A 19,882-nucleotide genomic window follows, 5' to 3' on the forward strand; every position below is an offset into this window, starting at 1 on the left:
GCTGGGTTTTCTGTAGCCTCTCAGGGCTACTCCTGGATTTAGTCAGCGGATCTCGCCCATTTCTCCAACGCAAACTCCACAAAACTGCGCAGCTTTGGCAACCGGTAGCGATCCTGGGCGTAGATCAGGTTCATTGGCCGATGGGGCAGTTGGTAATCCTGCAGCAGCGCTACCAGGTGTCCATCCTTCAGGTCCTGTTCCACCAGCGCATCGGGCAGCATCACCACACCCATGCCGGCCAGGGCCGCGCGATGCAGGCCTGCGGAGCTGTTGATCAGCATCGGTCCGTTCACCGGCACTTTGATTTCTCCATCCGGGCCGTTGATGGGCCAGTGGTCCTGGGCGAAGCGCCACTCGTCGCCGGCGGAATAGGCGAACGACAGGCAGTCGTGCTGTTGCAGGTCGGCGGGCTGTTCCGGGGTGCCCCGGCGGGCCAGGTAGGCCTTGGAAGCGCAGATCGTCAGGCTGTAGTCGATCAAGGGCCGGGCAATCAACTTCGGATCGGACAGGCCGAGGCGGATGGCGGCATCGAAGCCGTGGTCGAGCAGGTCCAGGCGCTGGTTGGTCAGTACCACGTCGAGTTTGACCTGCGGATAACGCTGACTGAACTCGGCCAGGGCCGGCGCAAGGCGTTCGGTGCCGAAGGTCAGCGGCGCAGTGATGCGCAACGTGCCGGTGGGCTCACCTTGGGTCTGCTCGGCCAGGCGCTCGGAGTCGGCCACCAGCCCCAGGACTTCCAGGCAGCGCTGATAGTACGTCGAGCCGAATTCCGTCAGGCGCTGTCGACGGGTCGTGCGGTTGATCAGTCGTACCGCCAGGCGTTGTTCCAATGCCCGAAGGTGATTACCCACCATGGTGGTGGACATTTCGCACGCCTGGGCCGCTGCGGTCAGGCTCCCGGTTTCTACTACTTTGACGTAAACCGTCATTGCCTGGAACAGATCCATTATCAAGCCTGGCTTTTAAATGATTGAAGTTAAGCAGTGTTTATCCAGCAAAGGTGGCTAACCATACTGGAAAAAACCACCTGATGGAGCTTGATGTCATGACCGCCACCTGCCTGATGACCACTTACCAACCTTTGGCCCTGAGTTTCACCCATGGGCTGGGGACGCGCCTGTGGGACCAGGACGGTCGCGAGTACCTCGATGCGGTGGCCGGTGTGGCGGTGACCAATGTCGGTCATTCCCATCCCCGGCTGGTGGCCGCCATCAGCGAACAGGCCGGTCTGTTGCTCCACACCTCGAATCTGTACAGCATCGACTGGCAGCAACGGCTGGCACAAAAGCTCACCCAACTGTCGGGGTTGGAACGGGTGTTTTTCAATAACTCGGGTGCCGAGGCCAACGAGACCGCGCTGAAGTTGGCGCGTCTCTACGGCTGGCACAAAGGCATTGAGCAGCCCTTGGTGGTGGTCATGGAAAACGCCTTTCATGGACGCACGCTAGGCACTTTGTCCGCCAGCGATGGCCCGGCGGTACGGTTGGGTTTCAACCGCTTGCCGGGGGACTTTATCAAGGTGCCGTTCGGCGATCTCGCCGCGCTGGAAGACATCCAGCAGGCCCACGGTGAACGCATCGCGGCAATACTGGTGGAACCGATCCAGGGTGAGAGCGGTGTGCAGATGGCATCGCCGGGCTACCTCAAGGCTTTGCGGCAGTTGTGCTCCCGGCGTGCCTGGTTGTTGATGCTTGACGAGATCCAGACCGGCATCGGCCGCACCGGGCAGTGGTTCGCGTTCCAGCACGAGGGCATCGTGCCGGATGTCATGACCCTGGCCAAAGGGTTGGGCAATGGCGTACCCATTGGCGCGTGCCTGGCGCGGGGCAAGGCGGCCGAGCTGTTCACTCCCGGCAGTCATGGCAGCACCTTCGGTGGTAATCCACTGGCCTGCCGGGTTGGCTGCACGGTATTGGATATCATCCAAGAGCAGGACCTGGTGGGCAATGCCAGGCGTCAAGGCGAGCACTTGATCGGCCGGCTGCGGGCGGAACTGGCGGACAACCCGAACGTGCTGGCGATTCGTGGCCAGGGATTGATGATCGGCATCGAACTCAAGCAACCGGTCCGCGACCTGGTGCTTCGTGCCGCCCGGGACCACGGTCTGTTGATCAATGTCACCCGCGGCAAGACCATCCGCTTGTTGCCACCGTTGACGATCGATGGGCGGGAGATCGAAATGATTGTCCGGGGGGTAAGCCGCAGCCTCGTCCAATGATAAAATCGGCCTGAGCGAAGCGCAGCGTGACGGAATTTTTAACGTTTGCTGCGTTCCAACGCCAGCCAGAGTCGATTGCCCATGTCCTGGCACATCAGACTGAAAACCCCAGGAGCTTGTCCCATGTTCACCTCGCGTCGCTTGATCGTTGTCGCTACCGCCGTGGCCCTGTTGTCCGGCTGCGCGTCGCCTAACCCGTATGACAACCAGGGCCAGGCTTCCACGGACTCCTCAGGGATGAGCAAGACCGCCAAGTACGGCGGCCTCGGAGCGTTGGCCGGCGCACTGGCCGGTGCGGCCATCGATCACAACAATCGTGGCAAGGGTGCGTTGATCGGCGCCGCAGTCGTGGGTGCTTCCGCGGCAGGCTACGGCTACTACGCCGACCAGCAGGAAAAGAAATTGCGGGCCAGCATGGCCAACACCGGTGTTGAAGTGCAGCGCCAGGGCGACCAGATCAAACTGATCATGCCGGGCAACATCACCTTCGCCACTGACTCGGCGAACATCGCATCGAGCTTCTACCAGCCGCTGAACAACCTGGCCAACTCCCTCAAGGAGTTCAACCAGAACCAGATCGAAATCGTTGGCTACACCGACAGCACCGGCAGCCGTCAGCACAACATGGACCTGTCCCAGCGTCGCGCCCAGAGCGTGGCAACCTACCTGACGTCCCAGGGCGTCAGTGGTGCCAACCTGAGCGCCCGCGGGGCCGGTCCGGATAATCCGGTGGCCAGCAACGCCGACGTCAACGGTCGGGCGCAGAACCGTCGCGTTGAAGTCAACCTCAAGGCCATTCCGGGCCAGAACTACCAGGCACCGGCGCAGCAAGGACAGACTTACCAACAGTACCCATGATTGCCTGACGGCATATGAAAACGGGGGCCCTGGAGACAGGGCCCCCGTTTTTTTCATCACGAGCAGGCCCTCACGTTTTTCCGAACTGTTACAAGCGTCACGTACGCCATCAATCCCGTGTGGGAGCGAGCCTGCTCGCGATAGCGGTCCGCCTGAACCGGTGATGTCGGATGTGCGGACGTCATCGCCAGCAGGCTCGCTCCCACCGGTTTTGCGCAATGGCTGAGGGATGCATGGTTACCACAAATCCCTCTGTGGGAGTCAGGCTGGAGGGGATGTCGGGCCCAGCATCCGCGTTGGCGGCTTGCCGTTGGCGTTGTGCTGGTAGATCTGCTCCGGCTGGCCTTGCTCATTGAAAAATACCTGGCCGATCCCGGCCGAGTTCCACAAGCGTTCACCCGCCTCGGCATGTTCCGGGGTGTGGGGAACGATGCGCATGCGTCGACGCTGGGTGAACCAGTTCAGGGGCGAGCGTGGGGCGTAGAGCCAGCGGTTCAGGCGGTCGAACCATTCCAGCAGCACCGGTGGGAATTCATTCTTGATGCCGCTGCTGGTGATCTGCCAGACCCGCGGGCCGCCCTTGCGATGGGGAATCAACACTTCGTAGACGAAGGAATAATGCACATCCCCTGACAGCACCACGTAGTTCCCTGGCGTCCGCGAGTGTCGGAAAATGTTCAGGATCACCTGGGCCGCGCCGCGGTGGGCCATCCAGTTTTCCGCGTCCACCAACAGTGGATAACCACACCAACTGAACACCCGCTGCACAGTTTCGATCAGCTTCACCCCGAAGATCGGTGCTGGCGAAACGATGATTGCTGAAGGATGGTCCAGCAGTTCCTGTTGCAGTTCGCTCAGTGCTTCCCAATCCAGCAGACCGGAGGGGTGCCTGAGGTTGCGTTCACTGCGCCAGCGGCGGGTACGGGTATCGAGCACCACCAGGGCCGGGGTGCTGGGCAACACGTAGTGCCACTGCTGGAAGCCCAGCAAGGTATCGATCAGGGCGTCCTGGGGCCCGCTGTCGAGGTAGCGGTCCCGTGCCGTGTCGCTCAGGGCTACGGTCTGGCGAACCACATCCTCGAACGCATCCGGGTTGTTGCCCCAGCCCTGACACAGCATGTAGGCGATCAACGTATTGCCGATGATGCGCTTGGAGAACGGGTGGCCGTAGGCCGTTTCTTCCCACTGTGCAGACAGGTTCCAGTCATCGGTGATGTCGTGATCGTCGAAAATCATCAGGCTCGACAGGTGCGCCAACACCCGCGCCACGCCATCCAGGCCGGCCTTGAAGCCATCGATGCGTTGCTGCTCCAACCCGTAGCGCTGGCGTCGCTCGGCGGTCAGCTCGGGCGGCTGCGGATCGATCAGTGTCCAAGGCACTGGCGACCAGACCAGCAGGTACATTGCCATGACCTCGGCGAAGGTCACCAGGTGATTGTCGGCGCTGCTGCTGGTGAAGATCGGCTTGCGCGCGCCGCCGAAAAATCGCTCGCGCAGGGTTTCGTTGCTTTCCAGGGCAGGCAACAGATCGGCGCGATGGTAGTAGCTGGCCGGGTGTCGATAGAGCCGGGCGCTGTCTTCCACCACCGCACCGTCCAGACATTCCTCGAACAACCCCAGCCGCTCGATCAGTGCATGAATCGCCCGCAGCATCGGCCCGGCGACGTCATCGGCATAGACTTGATCGCCGCTCATCATCAACAGTGCCGGCCGTTGCGCTGGGGGTTGCGTGAGCAGTCGGTCGACACAGAGTAAACCGTCGTTGGCCGGGTGATGAGGCTTGCGACACGAGCCGTGGACCAGTTGCCCGATACGCGAGTGCAGCACGAAGTTCGGCCGTTTCGCCTCGCCATACAACAGGTGCGGCGCCCACTCGGCGATGGGGCTGCCGTCCACCAACAGGTCGTATTCAAGCGCGACGTCCTGGGGCAGGGGATGATCGAGTCGGACATCGACCAGGTGTACAAACGCGTGCTGCCCCACCGGCACCACCGTGCAGTGGTCGGTATCCAGTGCCAGATCGCCCACACCCTCCACCTGCAACGTCAATGCCAGCGACCGCGTCCCCACCAGCCACATCACCAGCCGCGTGGGCTCCAGCCGCCGCAGCAGCGGACCGACCAGGACGGGGGGCAGGGCAGTGGTGATATCGGCAGTGGACGGCATGTGTGGGTAAAGCTCGGGTTCAGAACGAGGAGCGGATCATAACGCAATGCGCTTTGGCACTGAGGAGGGGTGAACAAGAGCAGCAAAGCGACACAGCTCTTGTGGCGAGGGGATAAATCCCCTCGCCACAAGAAAGCGATGTTCAGTCGATCGACAGCTCGGTCACTGAACCTGATTGGCCGCCTGCGCTGCCTTGAGCAGATCCGCTCCGATCTCCTTTTCGAATGTCGCCCATACCGGTTTCATCTTTTCCCGCCAGGCGTTGCGCTGCTCCGGTGTGAGGGTAATGATCTGGGTGAGCTTGGTGTCCAAGACGTGCTGCTTATCCTGCTGGTTCAACCGCTCTGCCTCACCATTGGTATAGGTGGTCACCTCCACCACGATCTTGTCCAGTTCGGCGCGGATATCCGGTGGCAGGCCATTCCAGAAATCGGAAGTCGTGATCCACATGTAGTCGAGTGCGCCGTGGTTGGTTTCGGTGACGTACTTCTGCACTTCATACAGCTTCTGGTTGTAAAAGTTCGAATAAGGGTTTTCCGCCCCATTGACGACGCCTGCACGCAGAGCCTGATACGCCACTGAGAAAATCATCGGCTGCGCCTTGGCACCCACCGCCTTGAACTGTTCTTCCAGCACCGCGGAAGTCTGGATCCGGAAGATCAAGCCTCGGGCATCATCGGGTGTGCGCAGGGGCTTGTTGGCGGACAACTGCTTCATGCCGTTGTGCCAGTAGGCCAGGCCGGTGATGTTCTTGCTTTCCATGGACTTGAGCAGCTTCTGGCCCTCGGGGCTCACCTGGAAACGCTCCACCGCGGCCATGTCGTCAAACAGAAATGGCAAGTCGAACAACTGTACGGTCCTGGTGTACTGCTCGAACTTGGCCAATGATCGCGCAATCATCTGCACATCCCCCAGCAGCAGGGCTTCCATCTCCTTGTCATCGTTGTACAAGGTGGAATTGGGATACACCTCGACCTTCACCTTGCCCGCCAGCCGCTCATCCACCAGCTTCTTGAACATCAACGCGCCCTGGCCCTTGGGCGTCTGTTCGGCCACGACGTGGGAGAATTTGATCACGATGGGTTCTGCTGCCATGGCCGTGCCCAATGCACTGAACGCGAGGGTACAGACGAGCGCTTTCCAAAGAGGTGTGAACATTGCGAAGTTCCCTTTGCATCAATATTTATCGGGTGGGCTCATTCAACTCAGACCAACGGCGGTCAACTCCAGGTCCGGGAGAAAACCGCCGCGACTTCGGCAGAGCCGGTGGGCTAACTCATCCCCAACCAGTTCGGCAAGACCAGCGAGATCCACGGCACATAGGTAATCAGCACCAGGAACGCCAGCAGGATCATCAACCACGGCATGGCCGCGCGGATGGTGGCGGGCAGGGACATGCCGGTCACCGCCGAGGTCACGAAGAGGTTCAGGCCCACCGGCGGCGTAATCAAACCAATCTCCAGGTTCACCACCATGATAATGCCCAGGTGGATCGGGTCGATGCCCAGTTGCATGGCGATCGGGAACAGAATCGGTGCCAGGATCAGGATGATCGCCGATGGCTCCATGAACGCGCCGGCAACCAGCAGCACGATGTTCACCACCAGCAGGAACGTCACGGGGGTGAGCCCGGCATCGATCACCCATGCGGTGATCTGTTGGGGAAGTTGCTCGGTGGTCAGCACATGGGCGAAGAGCATGGCGTTGGCAATGATGAACATCAGCATGATGCTCAACTTGGCCGACTCCAGCAGTACCTTCGGCGTCTCACGGAACGTGAGGTCCTTGTAGACGAACAAGGCGATGAACGCCGAATACACCGCAGCCACCGCAGCCGCTTCGGTCGGAGTGAACATCCCCGAATAGATCCCGCCGAGGATGATGAGCATCAGCAGCAGACCCCACAGGGCCTTGCGCGCGGTGGACAGCCATTCGCGGAACGTCGCCCTAGGCAGGGCCGGCAGGTTCTTTTTCACCGCGACGATGTAGATCGCGACCATCAGCGCCAGGCCCAGCAGCAAACCAGGCACCACCCCGGCCATGAACAACTTGCCCACGGAGGTCTCGGTCGCGGCGGCATACACCACCATCACGATCGAGGGTGGAATCAGGATCCCCAGGGTCCCGGCGTTGCACACGATGCCGGCGCCGAACGATTGTGGATAACCCGAGCGCACCATGCCAGCAATGGCGATGGAGCCGACCGCCGCTACGGTCGCCGGGCTTGAGCCGGACAGCGCCGCAAACAGCATGCACGCCAGCACCGCGGCAATCGCCAAGCCGCCGCGAATGTGGCCGACGCAGGCGTTGGCGAAGTCGATCAGCCGTCGCGCCACGCCGCCGGTGGTCATGAACGCGCCGGCCAGCAGGAAGAACGGAATTGCCAGCAGTGTGTAGTGTTCAGACGTTTCGAACAGCTTGATCGCCAGGGATCGCACGGAGTCCGGGCTGAAGAAAATGATGGTCAGTGAGCCGGCCAACCCCAACGAAATGGCAATGGGCACACCGATGAACATCAGAATGAACAGTGCTGCAAACAGGAAGGCAATGGTCATGGCTTGTCTTCCTCGTGTTCGGTCAGTTTGATAGCTTCCGCCGCTTCATCGGCCAGGCCCAGGCCTGTCTGACGATTCCTCAGGATGCGCAGGAGGATTTCCGCGAAACGGATGAACACCAAGGCAAAACCCACCGGTACGATCAACCCGATATGCCATTGCATGATGCCGAATTGACCCAGGTCCTCGGCGCCGATCTGCGCGATCATCAACGTATTGATCCATTCATAGCTCGCCACGGCCAGCAGCCCGGCGTAGGTCAGGCAGAACAGGCAGGCGATCACCCCGATAAAGCGCTGCACCGGCTTGCTGGCCAGTTTCACCAGCGCGTCGACGCCGATATGCCCGGCGGTGCGCACGCCATACGACAAGCCGAAAAAGATCAGCCAGCCGAACAGCGCTTTGGTCAGCGAGCTGCTCCAGGTCATGGCCTGGGCCATATTCATGATGCCATCGCCAATGGCGGACGCCGGTTCACTGACGGCCGACCAGTTATCGCCGATGCTGTAGAAAACGCTGTAGAGATTGTTGAGCACCACATAGACGAAAGTAACCAACGTCATGGCGGCCAGAAGGAAGGCAATGAAACCTTCCTCGAAGTGTTCCCAGATGCGCCGAAAAGCGTTCATGGAGGACATCTCCTGCAGGGGGACGACAAGCCGGTGTTGCCAGAACGGCAGCACCGGCCAACCCATTACTGAGCCTTGTTGGAGGCTTCGGCCGCTTTGATCAGATCAGCACCGATGTCACCTTCGAACTTCTTCCACACCGGTTTCATCTTGTCGCGCCATTCGCCACGCTGCTCGGGTGTGAGCGTGATGATTTCGGTGGTTTTGGCATCGACGATTTTCTGCTTGGCATCCTGATTCAGTTGTTCGGCTTCTTTGTTTACCTGGGTGGTGACTTCCTTGATGATCTTGTCCAGTTCGGCACGGACATCGGGTTGCAGGCCGTTCCAGAACGTGGTGTTGGTGATCAGCATATAGTCGAGTACACCGTGGTTGGATTCGGTGATGTACTTCTGAACTTCATGCATTTTCTGGCTGTAGATGTTCGAGTACGGGTTTTCCGCACCATTGACCACGCCGGTCTGCAGGCCTTGGTACACCTCTGCGAAACTCATCTTGCGCGGGTTGGCGTTCACCGCCTTGAACTGTTCTTCCAGCACGGCGGACGCTTGCACCCGGAACTTCAGGCCACGGGCATCCTTGGGCTCGCGCAGCGGCTTGTTGGCCGACAGCTGCTTCATGCCGTTGTGCCAATAAGCCAGTCCGGTGATGTTCTTGCTTTCCATGGACTTGAGCAGCTTCTGCCCATCAGGGCTCAACTGGAATCGGTCCACGGCAGAAATGTCATCGAACAGGAACGGCAAGTCGAACAACTGCACGCTCTTGGTGTATTGCTCGAACTTGGCCAGCGATGGCGCAATCATCTGCACATCGCCCAGCAACAAGGCTTCCATCTCCTTACCGTCACCGAACAGCGAGGAGTTGGGGTAGACCTCCACCTTCACTTTGCCCGGGAGTCGTTCTTCCACCAGCTTCTTGAACATCAATGCGCCCTGGCCCTTGGGCGTTTGCTCGGCCACCACGTGGGAGAACTTGATGATGACCGGATCAGCCGCCATGGCCGTGCTCAATGCACTGAGGGCGAGGGTACAGACGAGGGCGTTCCAGATAGGTTTGAACATTGCGGGAGTACCTCTTTATTTTTGTATTTATCGTGCAGGCTCATTCAAAACCGAATGCACGTCGGGACAGTTGCAGTCTAGGCAGAAAACAATCTGCCGGGGGTTTTTGACGGTCGAAAAGGGCAGAATCGTCCGTATGGGGAACGTCTGAAGAGAGACCTCAAGGTCCCCAGCGGCCGAGTCGAGCCCCTTGTGACCGACACTGGGCCAAAGACCTCAGCCAACAACCGTAACGGGGGCAGGAAACCATAAACGAGGGGTAATGGCTACTGGCTTTCAATGGTGGCGACGGGACAGGATCGAGGTGCTGTGGCAGAGGTCCGTGCTTTGGTCGGACGGTAAAAAGGTCCTCTTCCGATCCTTGTGAGGTTCGCTCCAACTGCATCAGAATCCCATCCTCCCGCCTTTACTGGCCTGAAACGCTTTTCAACTCGAAGGATTTATGGATGATCGACTTCAACAACAAAGGCTTCTTCAAACTCAAGCAGAACGACGAATATGCCGAGCGTGTCACGGCGTTGCTGCTGGATGGTGAGCAGGTCATCGACGCCTACAAATCCATGCGTGACGGCGTGGTCTTCACCAACAAGCGCATCATCGCGGTGAACGTACAGGGCATCACCGGCAGCAAGAAAGACTTCACCTCCCTGCCTTACAAGAACATCGTGGCTTACTCGGTCGAAACGTCCGGCACCTTCGATCTGGACTCCGAGCTGGAGATCTACTTTTCGTCTCTGGGCAAGGTGAAGTTCGAGTTCACCGGCAAGACCGGGATCGTCGAGATCTCGAAGGTGATCTCCCGGCATCTCCTGGCTTGACCTCAGGGCGCCGCCGGAGGGAGGGGCGCCAGGAGTCGGTGTCTACCTCACTCGAAATCCGTCCCACCGGACTTCAGCACCAGTAACTGATAAACGCCGTTCTCCACGTCGATCCCATGGGTGTCATGGGTGAAGCCCGGAAAGGATCTGTCGAAGCTCTCCAGTGCTTTCAGATAAGCCAGCAAAGGTCCGTCCGCGGGGCCGGCGTTTTCCCCCGGCATCAACAAGGGGATGCCCGGTGGGTACGGCACGATGCCGGTGGCGGCGATGCGTCCCGCGGCGTCCTTCAGGGGCACCAGCTCGACATCGTTGCGCACCAGTTTTTCGTAGGCCTGCACCGGGCTGAACACGGCTGTGGGCAACGTGCCGAAAGCCTGGGCCATGGTCGAGGTGGTCTTGTTCTTTTTCATCGCGGTGAAGATTTCATCGGCCAAATCCTTGAGCCCCATGCCGGCGTAGCGCTGCTGATTGGCCACCAGCAGGTCCGGCAGGCACAGCTCCAGCTCGGTGTTTTCGTCATAGTCGCGCTTGAAGTCGAGCAGGGCGTTGACCAGGGTGCCCCATTTCCCTTTGGTGATGCCGATGGAGAACAGAAACAGGATGGTGAAGTCGGTGGTCTTCTCGACCACGATGCCCTGGTGTTCCAGGTAGGCCGTCAGGACGCAGGCCGGGATGCCGAAGTCGAGCAGGTTTCCATCGTCGCCCATGCCGGGGCTCAACACCGAGACCTTGATAGGGTCGAGCATGCAATAGCCGTCTTCGATGTCGCCGAAGCCGTGCCAGACCTCGTTCGGGTGCAGCACCCAGCAGCTCGGGTCCGTCTTGAGCAATACCGGGTCCACTGCATGGAACGGCATCTGGCTGGCGCCAACGCGCACTGACGGCGGCTGCCAGCAGGTGAAGAACCATTCCTGCTTGCTCGACATCTCGTTGTGCATGCGTGACAGGACCTGGCGAAACGCGACGGCCTCCTCGATGGATTCGCTGGTCAGGATCTGTCCGCTCGGTGCCTCCATCATGGCCGAGCTGACGTCGCAGGAGGCCATGATTGCGTAGTTGGGCGACGTCGAGGCGTGCATCATGAACGACTCGTTGAACCGCCCGTGTTCGATCGGGTTGCGGCCATTGCGCACATGAATCATCGAGGCCTGGGACAAGGCGGCAATCAGCTTGTGTGTCGACTGGGTGGCGAACACGGTCGGCTTCGAATCGTCGTGATCGTCGGGCTCGCCGTGCATGGCGAAGCGGTCGCGGTACAGCGGGTTGAAACGTGCATAGCCGTACCAGGCTTCGTCGAAATGCAGGCGGTCGACGCTTTGCCCGAGCAATTCTTCTACGCGGGTGACGTTGTAGGTCAAGCCGTCGTAGGTGGAATTGGTGATGATCGCGTGCACCGGTGTCGGGTCGATGCCTTTCTTGACCAGCGGGTTATTCGCGATGGCGGCTTTGACCCCTTCGGCGCTCAAGGTTTGCGGCAGGATCGGACCGATGATGCCGTAGCGGTTGCGGGTGGGGACCAGATAGGTGGGCAGCGCGCCCGACAGGGTCATCGCATGTTCGGCCGATTTGTGGCAATTGCGGTCGCAGAGGGCGATCTGGTTGCGCGTGACGCTGGCCATGAGGATCACGCGGTTGGACATCGAGGATCCATTGGTGACGTAGTACGTGCGATGGGCGCCGAACACCTTGGCCGCATAGCGTTCACCCTGGCCGATGGGGCCGCTGTGATCCAGCAGTGAACCCAGCTCCCCGACAGAGATGGACAGGTCGGAACGCAGCAGGTTTTCTCCGAAGAACTCGTAAAACGCCCGACCTGCGGTGCTTTTGAGAAACGCCGTGCCACCCGCATGGCCGGGGGTGTGCCAGGAGTATTCGTAGGAACTGGCAAACCTGACCAGCGCACCGAACATGGGGGGCAGGGAGGCTTTGCGGTAGCGCTCGATGGCCGCCAGAATGCGACCGCTGAGGAAGCGGCTGGTGTCCTCCGGCAGCCAGATGAAGTCATCGGCGTACTGCATGACCACCAGGGGAATACTGGAGGCGGTACTTCGGTCGCTGATCAGGAAGACCGGTACCCGGGTGTTGCGTTCACGCAGGTTGGTCAGCAGCTTGATGCATTCCTCGTGGCCCTCGCTGTCGTCCATTTCCCAACTGAGCAGGACACATTGAATGGCCGGGTCCGAATTCAGGATCGACGTGGCGTCGCTCAGGGATTCCGACACCAGCATGCTGATGGCCCGCTGCTCCACGTCGCTGATCAGTTGAAGCAGGGCTCGACCGAAGACCGTGCGTTTATCCGGCGGGCTGCTGACCAGTAGGGTGAGCATCCCGAGCGTGTGCTTGTTTTCCGTCATGGCAGAGCCCCCGGAGTGGCTTTATTCAAGTGGTTCACCGGTACTGGTTCGCCTTTGAGATGCTGGGCGCTGACCACTGCGCCGGGTATCAACGCTTGTTTGCCGAGTGAGCGACATCCCTGCCCCATTCAATGCGTGGTAAAGACTTAGCTATAGCTGAAGATAGGGATGTCGCAAGGCTTGCCCTGGCGCGTTCCGATGGTTGTCGAGCCGAAAAACCTTACAGATCACGCCAATTTCAGTGGTCCGGAAACTCAGGCAAATAACAAGCCGGCGAACTCATCTCTCCCCGTTTCTCCAGCTCATCCTCCAGCCATTCGGCCAGCACCACGGCATTGTTTTCGCTGGTCGAGTGGGCGGCGTAAACCAGGGTGAGGTTGCCGTTGCAGGCGGTGTCGACCAGCTCCCACCAATGCTGCGGTTGCGCGCCCAGTGCCTGGCGATAGGCCGCTTTGAACTGATCAAAGGTCATCGCACCGCTCTTGAATGCCTTGCGCAGTTCAGGAGACGGCGCCACGTCCTGGAGCCATGCGTCGATGATCAATTTATCCTTGCGACAATTGCGCGGCCACAGGCGGTCGACCAGCACGCGCCGACCATCGTCGGGGGCGGGTGCTTCGTAGGCGCGTTTGCATTGGATCATGACGGCCGGCCTCTCGAGGGGATTGGATCAGCATAGGCCTTGGCGGCTGGGTTATCACGGGACAGTTCAAGCGTAGAGGTGTTGAATGTTCGGACGCCATCGCGAGCAGGCTCGCTCCCACAGGTCCGGCGTCGTACTTCAATACTGCATATACCGCAGAGTTTCTGTGGGAGCGGGCTTGCTCGCGAAAGCGTGGGGCCACCCAACGAGGTTCCGTGGCGTCACTGAACATCCAGCAGAGGCTGCAACCGTGGCATCGTCGCCACAAATCCCATCTGCTGCGCTGCGCGTTGAATCCCTTTCAACGACTCCTCCTTCGTTCGATCGCCCCGCAACCATTGGCTCGCCACATCGATCAGCCGCACATGATGACTGACCCACGCGCACGACGCGGACTCAGGCAGTACCGCCATCTGTTGCCCATGCCGGATTGCCTGTTCGATGTTCCCCGCCAGCAGGCAGGCTTCAGCGGCGGCCACGCGAAAGCGCAGGGTGTTGTGGGCGAGGCAGGCTTGGGTGAGTTGAGTTTCGCCTTTCAATAGCGCCTGGTCACTGAGTTGCGGATCGTCGACCATCATTGCCAGGCTGCCGTAGATCCAGGGGCCGATATAACGGTGCAAATCGAAGCGTTCAACCAGGTTTGCCGCGTCCATGATCAACGTCTGCGCCTGCTTGCGTTCACCCTGGTGCAGGGCTACCCGTGCCAGCCCTTCCAGCAGGATCGCTTCGAAACGGCTGGCGCCCAGGTTGCGCGCCAGTTCAAGGGCGCAGGTCAGTTGCTGCTCTGCCGATGCCTGCTGAGCACTTGCTGCCAGCACCCAGGAGGCGGTCAGGCGCGAGAACACTTCCGCCCGATGGTTGCCGATCCGGCGACTGTATTCGATGGCATCCGTGGCGTCGCGCAACGCCAGGTGCGGCTGGCCCAGGTAGAATTGCGCCGAGCCGCGGGCACTGCGATTGCCTGCTTCCACGTCCACCAACCCATGCCGCTCGCACAGGCGCACGCATTGGTCGAAGACTTCGTAGGCAGTCTGCATGTTCCCTTGGGCGTAGTAGGAGTCACCGATCCCGCTCAAGGCCTTTGCCTCGGTTTCCAGATCCCGACCGATCCTCGCAAAGGAGAGTGCCTCTTCGTGCAAGCGACGACATTCGACATAGTCTCCGCGCGGAAAGTAGATGTTGCCGTGCAACTGATGCAGCCGGGCCAGTGCGGTGTGGGCGCGCAGGGCCTGGGCGACGGGGAGCATGTCTTCGATCAGGCGTTCTTCTTCGTCCAGGCAATCGAGAGTATTGAGGACCGCCGCCAGCCCGAGCGCCGCCTCGATCCGGTCCTGCGGCTGTTGCGCCAATGCCAGCGCCCGCTGGAAATGTTCCCGTGCCTGTGCCGTCTGGCCCAGACCCGAACAGGCCTGGCCGCACAGCAACGCAAGGGTAAAACTGCCCTGGGAGCGCTCGCCGAACACTGCGCATTGGTGTGCCAGCGCGAGTACGCTGTCGTACTGACAGGCAAGGCGTTTTTCGTCCATGGCCGCCAGCAGCGCATCGAACGCTGCCGGGTCTTTGGCCCGCAGCAGATGCTGGGCATGGAGCACCCGGTCGCGCTCACGGTAGAGCTTCGCCACCGTCCGGTGCAACTGTTCACGCAGCACGTCGGGGATCGCGTCGTAAAGGCAATGCATGACCAGGTCATGGACGAACAGGTAGCTTCCCGGCTCGACTTCGCGTAACAGCCCCTGGCGCATGTCCGCCGTCGGTAAATAATCAGGCTGCCCAAGAGCCTCGCGCCAGAGCGTCAGTTCGAAGCGATTGCCCAGCACCGCGGCGTAGTGCAGGGCGTGACGCTGGTGCGAGGCCAGCTTGTCAAAACGGGTCTGTATCAGGTGTCGCAGGCTATCGGGAAAAGTACCTTCCTGACTCGCCAGCAACTGCGTCAGGTACAGCGGGTTGCCTTGGGCCCGGATGACGCAATCGGCGCGGTAATGCGGGTCGACATCAATGAACTGAGCGGCCAGGGCAGAGGCCTCCCGTGCGCGGATCGGCGCGATGTCGAGCACACTCATGGGTGTGTTCGCGTGAGCACGGATTGAGTTTTCCAGCGGATCGCCTTCTGGTCGGGACGTCAGCAGCCAGACGATGGGCGCCTCGTCCGTGGCATCGAGCAGCTTGCCCAGTAGCGTAAACAATGGAGCGTCGCCCCAGTGCAGGTCCTCCAGGCCGATCAGCAAGGGCTGTTGCACCGCGATTCGTCGCAACACCTCGACCAAGGCCAGCAGCAGGCCCTGGGTGCGGGCCGGGCTGCTCATCGCTGCATACAAAGCGGGCGGCTCGGCGGATGAAACAGCCGTCAGGACCTGAAGGAACATCCAATGTTCAGGCGCCACTTTCAGGCGGGACAACCCGGCCTCCAGCTGCGCAGCATTGATCGACGTAGTGCCAGCGACACCCAACAAGCTGCCCACCAACTGCCCCAACGGCCAGAGGCTGTTGTCCATGCCGAAGTCCAGCACATCGGCACGGTGACAAGCGAAACCGCTTTGCCGGGCGATGTCGAAAAACTCGCTGACCAGCCGTGTCTTGCCGATGCCCGCCATGCCGCGCACATAGACCACATGGCCGTCCTGGCACTCGTGGGTGGCCTCGATCACGCCCTTGAACTGCAGCAACTCAATGGCCCGTCCCACCAACGGTCGGGGGGCGTTTTCGTCGAGGTTGCGCAGACGCCGACACTTTCGATAGGTGGGAAAAGCCTCGTCGGTGGGGGAGAACTCGAAGCGCGAAGCGAGTTGTTCAAGCAGGCTCTGTGCGACATACACCGGAGCGTGACCGTGGTGGTCCGACAGCGGTTGTCGCGCAAGCAGGATTGCATCGCCTTCCGGCATCGCCACTTCGTTGCCCAGGCGCACCAGCCGCAGCAACAAGGCGTGCCCCGGCTTCACGAATTGCTCCCGGCTCAGCGCCAACGCACACAACAGGCCACGTTCGCTGTCGCTGCGATAGGCGTGGGGTGAGCCGAACCGGGCGATGATGACATCCTGGGCGATGACGGAGACTGCGCCGCCGAACTGCCGGACCAGGCGTTCGATGTCATGCGCCAATACATCGGGCAACCCCCCGATGGCAAAAGAAAGTTCCAGCACATAGCGGATGACCGCGTCGTCGGCTTGTTTCAGCGTCTGTTGTGCCAGGGTCTTCTCATGCAACTGGGTGACCGATTGCTCTATCTCCACCAGCATCGTTGACATGGCTGCGCCCAACAACGCACTCACGTCGACATCGAAGGCCGTCGCCAGGTGACGGGCCGTGCGGTAGAGCACCGGTTTGCCGGTTTCGGCGCGTTTGATGGAGGCGATAGACACGCACAGGTGCCGGTTCAGGCAGGCTTCGGCCAGGGTTTCCTGGCTCAGGCCATGTTGTTTGCGCAAGCCTTTCAATAGCCCGGCGTCCAGCAGTACGCGGCCATCGGACACCGAAGCATCGCGCTTGGGGAGGGCAGGGAGCACGCGGTATCTGGAGTCCATGTCGATCGCCAGGGGAAGTCAACGGCAGACGCCCGAGTCTACTCCTCTGCATCCGCGACGTTAACGAAAAGATGGCATTTTGCCTGATACCAAACTGATACCGGACTGACACCACGCTGGACTGTCGGCTCGGCAGCGGTCTCCTGATACTGAATCCCGTCAATTGGCATCAGTTGATACCACCTGAGCGATGGGAGAAAGCGATGAACGAAGGCATTCAAGGCAGCACAAATGATCTGCGTGATATCGGCGGCTCGCAATTACTGGGGCGCGGCCTGAATCGGCTCGACTGGGCCGGCGACAGGAAGGAATGTCAAAAGGTCGGTGATACCGAGTCGGGTAAGCGGGCCGTGCCGTACAAGGCCACGTCTTATAACGTGGGTCAGCACGTCACCATGAGCACGGTGGTCTCCCAGGACAACTCCACGGTCGAGACGTTCTCTTCCCGCGACGATTATGAAAGCCATACCCAATCGAGCGTCGAGGGGGCTGGTAAATACGGTGCCTTTGCCGCGGGTTTCAAAGTCACGTTCGGCAGTGACATCAAAACCTTCGAGGAGCGTGAGGCTGCGCTTTACAGCCACACGGCACGGCTGTGGAAACTGACGCTTGCGGTCGACCCCGCCAACGCCACCGAAGTCTTCAAGGAGCGGGTCAAGGCACTGCCCAAGGCTTTCGACGAGGACAATCCGCAGCCATTCTTCGACTTCTTCCTCGCTTTCGGTGTCGATATCGTCAGTGAGGTCACCGTCGGCGGCTCGCTGAACTACGCGATGACCGCGCTCAAGAGCTATCTCAGCCAGACCAACACCCTCGATGCGATGGTCAAGGCCGAGTACGGCGCTTTCGTCAGCGGCAGCGCCTCGACCTCGATTTCGGAAACGGTCAAGAAAAACCTGGCCCATCGCAAGGCCAACCTGACCACGCGGGGTGGCACCCATTCGATCAACTTCAACTCGATGGAGCCCAATAACTGTAATGCGGATTTCAGCAAGTGGCGCGAGTCGCTGGCCGACGATCCCGCGATTGTGGAATTGACCCTTTCGCCGGTCTATTACTTCATCGACAGTGGCGCAACCCGCACGGCAGTGGAGCAGGCCTACCAGTGGTACACCAGCTACAAGGCGGAAATCAAAGCGGACTGGCAGGAGTCGACGATTGTTCTCGGCCGCTCCAATCGGCTCAAGGCATCTGTCGCGGCGGCAACCGGCCCAGCCCTGCGGCTAGTGTTCGTCGACAACAAGAGCAAGGAAACCCACGAAACCTTTCACACCCCGCCGGCTGCGGACGCCTCCAGCGAAGACTTTGAACAGTTCTGGGATGCGCTGGCCTCACTGGTGAAGCAAAAAGGCGGGCACAAGCTATTGATGGCCACTGAGCGCTGGCCTCGCGACAAGCGTTACTACCCGGGGCGCCGTATGCGTGAGGCGCTGTTGCTGAATGGTGCCAGCGAGAAGGCGCTCCAGCGTTGGGAAGCGTTGACCAAGCACATGGTGCCAAACCCATTGGCTGGACTCACTTATGTGCTGGCGGGCAACGACCTGGAAACGCCGGGCGTCGACGGGCTCATCGCCGGCTTCGGCCAGGCGGGCAAAGACCTCAACCCAACGGTGAAAGTCTCGGCGCGCCTGTGTCATGACTCGTTCGGCAGGGTCAAGGTGGTGCAGACGGAAAAGACCCAGGAAGACCCGTGCACCTTGCTGTATATCGTGCGCAACAACACCGACTCCAAACCGGCCCTGGCGACTGACCCGCAGAACAAGACCCGTATCGCCATGCAAACCCCGGACAGGCACAACCTGGGGCAGTACTGGTACATGCCCGAGCTGGAAAAACCCTATCCGGAAATCAACCACCCGGTGCTGCTGATCAACTACGAGACGGGGACCTGTCTGCAAGGCATGCATGATCAGAACGACTGCCGGCTCAAACCCATCGAGCCGGGTCGCCAGCAAGACGATGTGATCTGGGATCGGCGTGGCGACGACGTGTTCCATCTATTGCTGGTGCACTACTGGATGAACGCCATGTGCCTGACCCAAGTCGAAAAGCGCGCCGCCGTCCGGCCATGGCGTCTGCCCCACGGCATGGACTGGTTCCGCGAAGTACATCGTCCGTATAGTTGATAACCAACAGACAGACCCGGCTGTCCGGCCGGGTCTCCCGTGCTTTCTTGCGTGAGTGGTCCCTGACGATGCAAGTCTTCAACAGTGTTTCTTTTATCGACGAGGGCGTGGAAGTAGCGCTCGATCCGCGAACCTCTCCTTATCTGTTCAACGACCATGGCCTGGCCCAGCCCAGTGCCTGTGTGCGCGGCAAGCTGATCTCCCTGACACCTGAAAACCCCGACCTGCTGCTGGGGGCTCGCTATTCCGGCATCACCTGGTGGGACCGTGAAGTGCCGACGAGCACCGGCTCCTATCGGATCAAGCAATTCGACTTCCATGCCAAGGAAGTACGCTACGAGCCCATTTGGGCCACGAAGGAAACGGCACAAGCCTTCGGCATGACCCTGCTCGCCAATGGCGAATGCCTGCGCTTCGAGTACGACCAGTTGATCCTGGGCCAATACACCTACGGCAAATGGGCCGGCCATCAATCCCCGTATCTGGGGCCGGAGCGCATGCGTGAACTGCTGACCTACAACCCCACCGACCTCGAATACCACAACTTCCCCCACGCCTTCTTCTCTCGCTACGGGCGCCTGCCACTGGTCATCAGCGTCGCACGCTGGCGGCCTGCGGCACGGGAGATCTACCTGGCCGATCTGTGGCTACGCCCCGGCGACGCGCTGGTCCTGCCGCCCAAACACTACCCCGACATCCCATCCAGCGACGCCGGCGGCCTGGAGAACTGGCCGGTGGTGGTGGACATGCATGGCAATAGGAACTCGGCCTTGGCTTGCTGGTTTGGAGGGCAGGATTGCCTGCTCACGGAAACGGTACTGGCGAATTCGGCATTGATGAGGTCCCCGGCGGGGAGGCCGCATTATCACGAAGAGAAGACGGCGACGCGGCATGAGATGCCAGTGGGTTATCAGGCGTAAAGAGGTCAGGCACGAC

The 19,882-nt window shown here is 60.5% G+C and carries 14 protein-coding genes; 5 read left to right on the forward strand and 9 right to left on the reverse strand.

Annotated features, from left to right (window positions below; genetic code table 11):
* Positions 1 to 38: 38 nt before the first annotated feature.
* Positions 39 to 947, reverse strand: coding sequence for a LysR family transcriptional regulator (locus FBX99_RS08535; protein WP_145131229.1), 909 nt, complete (start codon positions 945 to 947; stop codon positions 39 to 41).
* Between the two features lie 98 nt (positions 948 to 1,045).
* Here FBX99_RS08535 and FBX99_RS08540 point away from each other — a divergent pair, with 98 nt between their 5' ends.
* Both FBX99_RS08540 and FBX99_RS08545 read left to right on the forward strand, forming a co-directional pair.
* On the forward strand, positions 1,046 to 2,218 hold the full coding sequence (locus FBX99_RS08540; RefSeq protein WP_144923005.1) for an aspartate aminotransferase family protein: 1,173 nt from the start codon (positions 1,046 to 1,048) through the stop codon (positions 2,216 to 2,218).
* Positions 2,219 to 2,341: 123 nt separating this feature from the next.
* On the forward strand, positions 2,342 to 3,076 hold the full coding sequence (locus FBX99_RS08545; RefSeq protein WP_047699666.1) for an OmpA family protein: 735 nt from the start codon (positions 2,342 to 2,344) through the stop codon (positions 3,074 to 3,076).
* A gap of 261 nt (positions 3,077 to 3,337) precedes the next feature.
* Here FBX99_RS08545 and FBX99_RS08550 read toward each other — a convergent pair whose 3' ends face one another.
* The 5 genes from FBX99_RS08550 to dctP all read right to left on the reverse strand — a co-directional run bounded on the left by FBX99_RS08550 (position 3,338) and on the right by dctP (position 9,487).
* Positions 3,338 to 5,242: an alkaline phosphatase D family protein gene (locus tag FBX99_RS08550; RefSeq protein ID WP_144923008.1), complete on the reverse strand. Its 1,905-nt coding sequence runs from the start codon at positions 5,240 to 5,242 to the stop codon at positions 3,338 to 3,340.
* A gap of 162 nt (positions 5,243 to 5,404) precedes the next feature.
* A complete protein-coding gene (locus FBX99_RS08555; protein WP_145131231.1) occupies positions 5,405 to 6,400 on the reverse strand; it encodes a TRAP transporter substrate-binding protein in 996 nt (331 codons plus the stop codon).
* A 113-nt stretch (positions 6,401 to 6,513) separates the two neighbouring features.
* Positions 6,514 to 7,797, reverse strand: coding sequence for a C4-dicarboxylate TRAP transporter large permease protein DctM (gene dctM, locus FBX99_RS08560; RefSeq protein ID WP_144923014.1), 1,284 nt, complete (start codon positions 7,795 to 7,797; stop codon positions 6,514 to 6,516).
* Complete coding sequence (locus tag FBX99_RS08565) at positions 7,794 to 8,426, reverse strand: TRAP transporter small permease (RefSeq protein WP_144923017.1); 633 nt, start codon at positions 8,424 to 8,426, stop codon at positions 7,794 to 7,796. The genes dctM and FBX99_RS08565 overlap by 4 nt, the downstream gene beginning before the upstream one ends.
* A gap of 65 nt (positions 8,427 to 8,491) precedes the next feature.
* A complete protein-coding gene (gene dctP / locus FBX99_RS08570) occupies positions 8,492 to 9,487 on the reverse strand; it encodes a C4-dicarboxylate TRAP substrate-binding protein DctP (RefSeq protein WP_144923020.1) in 996 nt (331 codons plus the stop codon).
* A gap of 446 nt (positions 9,488 to 9,933) precedes the next feature.
* On the opposite strand from dctP, the gene FBX99_RS08575 reads away from it, so the two are divergent.
* On the forward strand, positions 9,934 to 10,305 hold the full coding sequence (locus FBX99_RS08575; protein ID WP_039592153.1) for a PH domain-containing protein: 372 nt from the start codon (positions 9,934 to 9,936) through the stop codon (positions 10,303 to 10,305).
* Between the two features lie 47 nt (positions 10,306 to 10,352).
* On the opposite strand, the gene FBX99_RS08580 is transcribed toward FBX99_RS08575, so the two are convergent.
* The 3 genes from FBX99_RS08580 to FBX99_RS08590 form a co-directional block, all read right to left on the reverse strand.
* Positions 10,353 to 12,659: an Orn/Lys/Arg decarboxylase N-terminal domain-containing protein gene (locus FBX99_RS08580; RefSeq protein WP_144923023.1), complete on the reverse strand. Its 2,307-nt coding sequence runs from the start codon at positions 12,657 to 12,659 to the stop codon at positions 10,353 to 10,355.
* A 238-nt stretch (positions 12,660 to 12,897) separates the two neighbouring features.
* The gene (locus FBX99_RS08585) at positions 12,898 to 13,302 is read right to left on the reverse strand and encodes a DUF488 domain-containing protein (RefSeq protein ID WP_144923026.1); all 405 of its coding nucleotides are present in this window, start codon (positions 13,300 to 13,302) and stop codon (positions 12,898 to 12,900) included.
* A 221-nt stretch (positions 13,303 to 13,523) separates the two neighbouring features.
* Positions 13,524 to 16,820 (reverse strand): tetratricopeptide repeat protein, encoded by a 3,297-nt coding sequence (locus FBX99_RS08590; protein WP_144923029.1) that lies wholly within the window; start codon positions 16,818 to 16,820, stop codon positions 13,524 to 13,526.
* 203 nt (positions 16,821 to 17,023) lie between these two features.
* On the opposite strand from FBX99_RS08590, the gene FBX99_RS08595 reads away from it, so the two are divergent.
* Positions 17,024 to 18,946 (forward strand): MAC/perforin domain-containing protein, encoded by a 1,923-nt coding sequence (locus tag FBX99_RS08595; RefSeq protein WP_144923033.1) that lies wholly within the window; start codon positions 17,024 to 17,026, stop codon positions 18,944 to 18,946.
* Between the two features lie 68 nt (positions 18,947 to 19,014).
* Positions 19,015 to 19,866 carry a hypothetical protein gene (locus FBX99_RS08600; RefSeq protein WP_144923036.1) on the forward strand — a complete coding sequence of 284 codons (852 nt, stop codon included), beginning with the start codon at positions 19,015 to 19,017 and terminating at the stop codon, positions 19,864 to 19,866.
* Positions 19,867 to 19,882: the final 16 nt, after the last annotated feature.

This window comes from Pseudomonas sp. SJZ074 (assembly GCF_007828215.1).
GTDB lineage: Bacteria > Pseudomonadota > Gammaproteobacteria > Pseudomonadales > Pseudomonadaceae > Aquipseudomonas.

Excerpts from the sequence above, each read along its gene's own strand:
- FBX99_RS08535 (WP_145131229.1), bottom strand. The coding sequence starts at position 947 with ATGGATCTGTTCCAGGCAATGACGGTTTACGTCAAAGTAGTAGAAACC.
- FBX99_RS08540 (WP_144923005.1), top strand. The coding sequence starts at position 1,046 with ATGACCGCCACCTGCCTGATGACCACTTACCAACCTTTGGCCCTGAGT.
- FBX99_RS08545 (WP_047699666.1), top strand. The coding sequence starts at position 2,342 with ATGTTCACCTCGCGTCGCTTGATCGTTGTCGCTACCGCCGTGGCCCTG.
- FBX99_RS08550 (WP_144923008.1), bottom strand. The coding sequence starts at position 5,242 with ATGCCGTCCACTGCCGATATCACCACTGCCCTGCCCCCCGTCCTGGTC.
- FBX99_RS08555 (WP_145131231.1), bottom strand. The coding sequence starts at position 6,400 with ATGTTCACACCTCTTTGGAAAGCGCTCGTCTGTACCCTCGCGTTCAGT.
- dctM (WP_144923014.1), bottom strand. The coding sequence starts at position 7,797 with ATGACCATTGCCTTCCTGTTTGCAGCACTGTTCATTCTGATGTTCATC.
- FBX99_RS08565 (WP_144923017.1), bottom strand. The coding sequence starts at position 8,426 with ATGAACGCTTTTCGGCGCATCTGGGAACACTTCGAGGAAGGTTTCATT.
- dctP (WP_144923020.1), bottom strand. The coding sequence starts at position 9,487 with ATGTTCAAACCTATCTGGAACGCCCTCGTCTGTACCCTCGCCCTCAGT.
- FBX99_RS08575 (WP_039592153.1), top strand. The coding sequence starts at position 9,934 with ATGATCGACTTCAACAACAAAGGCTTCTTCAAACTCAAGCAGAACGAC.
- FBX99_RS08580 (WP_144923023.1), bottom strand. The coding sequence starts at position 12,659 with ATGACGGAAAACAAGCACACGCTCGGGATGCTCACCCTACTGGTCAGC.
- FBX99_RS08585 (WP_144923026.1), bottom strand. The coding sequence starts at position 13,302 with ATGATCCAATGCAAACGCGCCTACGAAGCACCCGCCCCCGACGATGGT.
- FBX99_RS08590 (WP_144923029.1), bottom strand. The coding sequence starts at position 16,820 with ATGGACTCCAGATACCGCGTGCTCCCTGCCCTCCCCAAGCGCGATGCT.
- FBX99_RS08595 (WP_144923033.1), top strand. The coding sequence starts at position 17,024 with ATGAACGAAGGCATTCAAGGCAGCACAAATGATCTGCGTGATATCGGC.
- FBX99_RS08600 (WP_144923036.1), top strand. The coding sequence starts at position 19,015 with ATGCAAGTCTTCAACAGTGTTTCTTTTATCGACGAGGGCGTGGAAGTA.